The sequence below is a fragment of the uncultured Campylobacter sp. genome (genome assembly GCF_938018035.1).
GTDB lineage: Bacteria > Campylobacterota > Campylobacteria > Campylobacterales > Campylobacteraceae > Campylobacter_B.
The window spans coordinates 1-3548 of the sequence record NZ_CALIJF010000270.1 but is presented as its reverse complement, the minus strand read 5'-3'; the positions used below and the strand labels follow the sequence as shown (position 1 = coordinate 3548).

The window sequence follows — 3548 nt, the reverse complement described above, 5'->3', positions numbered from 1 at the left end:
GCTGCAGCTGCCGGGGATCTTCGTATTCGTGGGGCTTGACGTGCGAAACGAGGTGTTAAAAGACGAAAGCGGTAAGTTCATCTGCGACGTCACGCCGGGCGGACAGGTCGCGGTAAATTTAAAGATGCAAACAAGTGTACACGGGCTATTTGCGGCAGGCGATATGAGACAAGATGCGCCTAAGCAGGTCGTTTGCGCGGCAGGCGACGGCGCGGTTGCCGCACTTAGTGCGATCGCATATCTACAAGGACACGATAAATAGGCCTATATTCGGCGTAAAATTTCACGGCGCGGCGAGCAAAACTGCTTCCATCGCGCTTTAAATTTAAAACTACGCCTGAAATTTTGAATGAAATTTTGATATAAAAAGGCGGCTAAATTTAAAATTTCATCAAATTTAACCGCGAGATGAGGCGCTTATTGTCTTTCGTAGAAGCCCGCTATAACATCTTTTGACTTCATTTTATTTACGGGATCTTCTTTGCCGTTCGTGATAAGTTTAAATTTATCAGACAGACTCACGCTTTTACCCTCATTTACGATAAAATTTAGCTCGATAGCAAGCTTTGATGATCCACCTTCTTTATGTCCGAAGCTCGCGTCCAACTGCTCTGCCGTTATTTGCGAGTAATAAACGGCTGCTTTTAAGCACTCCATAATAAAGTCTATGTAGATTTCGGTATTGCTTTCTTTTAGTATCTCCCCTTTTAGTTTGTCGTCGCAATCGACCGACTTCCATTCCTCCTCAAAAATTCTATTTTGCCTTTGATTTTTAAGTGTTTCTTGAAATTTAGCTTCGTTTAATTTACAGTATTCTTTTGCCAGCTTAAACAAACCCTGCGCGTCGTAAGCCTTGCCCTCATAAAAAAGTCATAACCCTTTTTAAAGATGAGTCTAACATCTCTTGTTTATATGATTTAAGCCTATGCTCTACATCCACGTCGCAGAGCATCTTAACCGTCTTTAATCCGCCGTTCTCCTCTTTGCTCCAGGTGATATTTTTGCAGATTTTCGAACTCTCTATCGCCGTACCGATACTCATAGATTCAAAATCGGGCAGGGTGTAGTTTTTGACAAGCTCCACATCGTTATCGCCGCATCCCGCAAAAATAAATGCCGCAAGCGCAGCGCCCAATACGTATTTCATACTCGCTCCTTCAAGAAAAGTTAACGAACAATGCTATCCGCCTCTGTTTAATAATGGATAAATTTAGAGCTTAAATTTGAGATAAATTCGAGAAGCGCTAGAGATCAAGAATCGTAAAAGTGAAATTTAATGAAAGAATTTGGCGAGAGAGGGAGGGAATCGAACCCCCCGGAAAACGGTCAACCGCCCTCCTATCGGATTTGAAGTCCGCAGACGCCACCAGGTCGCCATCCTCTCCAAATGCGGGAATTATAGCGAGATAAAATTTATTTAGCTTTAAAGAGGCTAAATTTTAAGCCCTTTCGGCTCATTATTAGCGACGGCAGGATTATGAGCGCGCCCAAAAGCAGCAGGCTCATTACCAGACATATTAACATCCCGAAGTAGATCGTAGGCCAGAAATTGCTCATCATCATTACGCTGAATCCCAAAATGATCGCAAACGACGTATAATACATCGCGTATCCGATACTTGCGTGGCTCGCGCGGATTGCCGCGGCCTCGTCGCCCAGGCGCGCAAACTCCCGCTTATAGCGGTAGATGTAGTGGATGACGTCGTCCACGCCGATACCGATGCTAATCGCCGCTATCGTAATACTCATGATATCCAGCGGAATGCCTGCAACCCCCATGATGCCGAAGCAGGCGCAAAGAGGGATTAAATTTACGACGATCGCGATAAGCGCGTATGAAAACGAGCGAAAGATGATCACGAAAAGCACGAAAAGCACGAACACGGTGATACCCAGAGTGCCTATCTGCGAGCTCATCAGGCTTTGAAGCATATTGTTATAAAGCACCATTATGCCGCTAATCTGCACCGTGACATTATCTTTAGCGAGCAGGGAGTCCAGATCGCGCTTAAGATCGGCTAGGAATTGCGCCCTGCGAAGATTCGGATCGCTGTCTATCGTGCGGACGCTAAAGTGCGCCTCGTTCGCTTCGATATTTACAAAGGGCGAAAGCACCAATTCACGGTAGTTTGCCGGCATTTCAGAGTAGATTAGAGCAAGGCTCAGATCGTCCAGATCGCGCCCCTGATTAATCTGCTTGCCGAGCTTCAAAAGCGACGCAAGCGAGCTTACGTTGCCGATAAACTCGTGCCCCGTGACGTTTTTGTCCTTCAAAAAATCATCTATTTTGCTGATGATGCGCATCTTTTCGGATGTGAACCAATACTGCGGCTTGTTTTCGTTGGCGGCGTATTCGGCTTCGAAATCGCCAAAATCGTCACTCGCGGTGGAATTTTGCTCTAAATTTGCGGTGTGGGTTTGATCTGAATTTACGGCTTCGCCTGATTGTGCTGCCGCAGCGGAGCCTTGCTCAAAAAAATTTTGATCATTTAAATTTTGCGTGATAGAATTTTGCCGAGTAGAATTTGCCGCAAAATTTCGCTCAGCGGGATTGGAATTTTCGCCGTTCTTAGAATTTGCGCTTCCGCTTGCGGAATTTTCGCTCTCGCTAGCAAAATCTGCGCTACCTGCGCTTTTAAATTTAACTACGATATCAAGCGGGATCGTTCCTCCGAGATTTGTGTCTATGACCTCCATACCTGCGCGGATGTCGGTGCTTTTTTTAAAGTAGCCGATGAAGCTGTTTTCGACGCGCAGCTGTGAGATGCCGTACAGCCCAAAGATCACCGCTGCAGCGCACACTCCGTAGACCACGCCTCTGCTACGCAGCGCCGTTTCGGCGCACCAAAGCGTAAATTTAAAGTGCTGCTCGAAGCTGCGATTATTGTGCGTGCGCCTTAGAAGCGACATAACCGCGCCGAATACTCCAAATGCCGTAACTAGCGAGATACTGATGCCTACGCTCATCATAATTCCCAGAGAAATTACGGGTTTTATATCGCAAAAAATTAGCGACATAAAGCCGATAACGGTCGTAAAGATCGCGAAAAAGCAGGGTCTTGCGCGCTCGCGCAGCACTGCATAAACGAGCTGACGCTGCGAAAAGGCGTGAAAGCGCGCGCTAAACTCGCGGTAGGCGACGATTAGGTGGATACAGACCGAAACCGTGATGATGAGCTGAAGCGCTATGAAATTTGAGCTAATCACCGTGACCTCAAAGCTCAAAAAGCCGAATAATCCCGCTGCGAGCACGACCGAATACGCGCAGATGATAAGCGGCAGCAGGATAAATTTCGCCTGTCTAAAAAAGAGCCAAAAGCAAGCTAGCAGAAGCACCAAGGCGCCGAGTCCGTAGGTCACCAGATCCGAGCGGACGTAGCCCACCATATCGTCGGCGATCATATTTAGTCCGCCCAAAAATAATTGGTCGCCCGCAAATTCCTTCTCAAAGCCCGCGATCAACGCGCGCAAAGCCACAATGTCGCGGTGATCCTTTTCGCGTAGTTCGTCGCGGTAGGATTTGAAATTTTGCTCCGAAGCTTTAAGCA

General features: G+C 47.1%; 4 protein-coding genes and 1 tRNA gene. 1 reads left to right on the top strand and 4 read right to left on the bottom strand.

Annotated elements, in window-relative coordinates; genetic code table 11:
• Positions 1-262 (top strand): FAD-dependent oxidoreductase (locus Q0257_RS08030; RefSeq protein WP_298023781.1); only part of this gene is annotated, 262 nt, incomplete at its 5' end.
• Between the two features lie 155 nt (positions 263-417).
• On the opposite strand, the gene Q0257_RS08025 is transcribed toward Q0257_RS08030, so the two are convergent.
• The 4 genes from Q0257_RS08025 to Q0257_RS08010 form a co-directional block, all read right to left on the bottom strand.
• Positions 418-834, bottom strand: a complete 417-nt coding sequence (locus Q0257_RS08025; protein WP_298023779.1) for a hypothetical protein — start codon at positions 832-834, stop codon at positions 418-420.
• Between the two features lie 25 nt (positions 835-859).
• On the bottom strand, positions 860-1147 hold the full coding sequence (locus Q0257_RS08020) for a hypothetical protein (RefSeq protein ID WP_298023777.1): 288 nt from the start codon (positions 1145-1147) through the stop codon (positions 860-862).
• A 140-nt stretch (positions 1148-1287) separates the two neighbouring features.
• Positions 1288-1385: transfer RNA gene (locus tag Q0257_RS08015), tRNA-Sec, on the bottom strand.
• 28 nt (positions 1386-1413) lie between these two features.
• Positions 1414-3548: MMPL family transporter (locus Q0257_RS08010; RefSeq protein ID WP_298023774.1), on the bottom strand; the 2135-nt coding region annotated here is incomplete at its 5' end.

Coding starts and splice junctions, on each gene's coding strand:
- Q0257_RS08020 (WP_298023777.1), bottom strand. CDS start 1,147: ATGAAATACGTATTGGGCGCTGCGCTTGCGGCATTTATTTTTGCGGGA.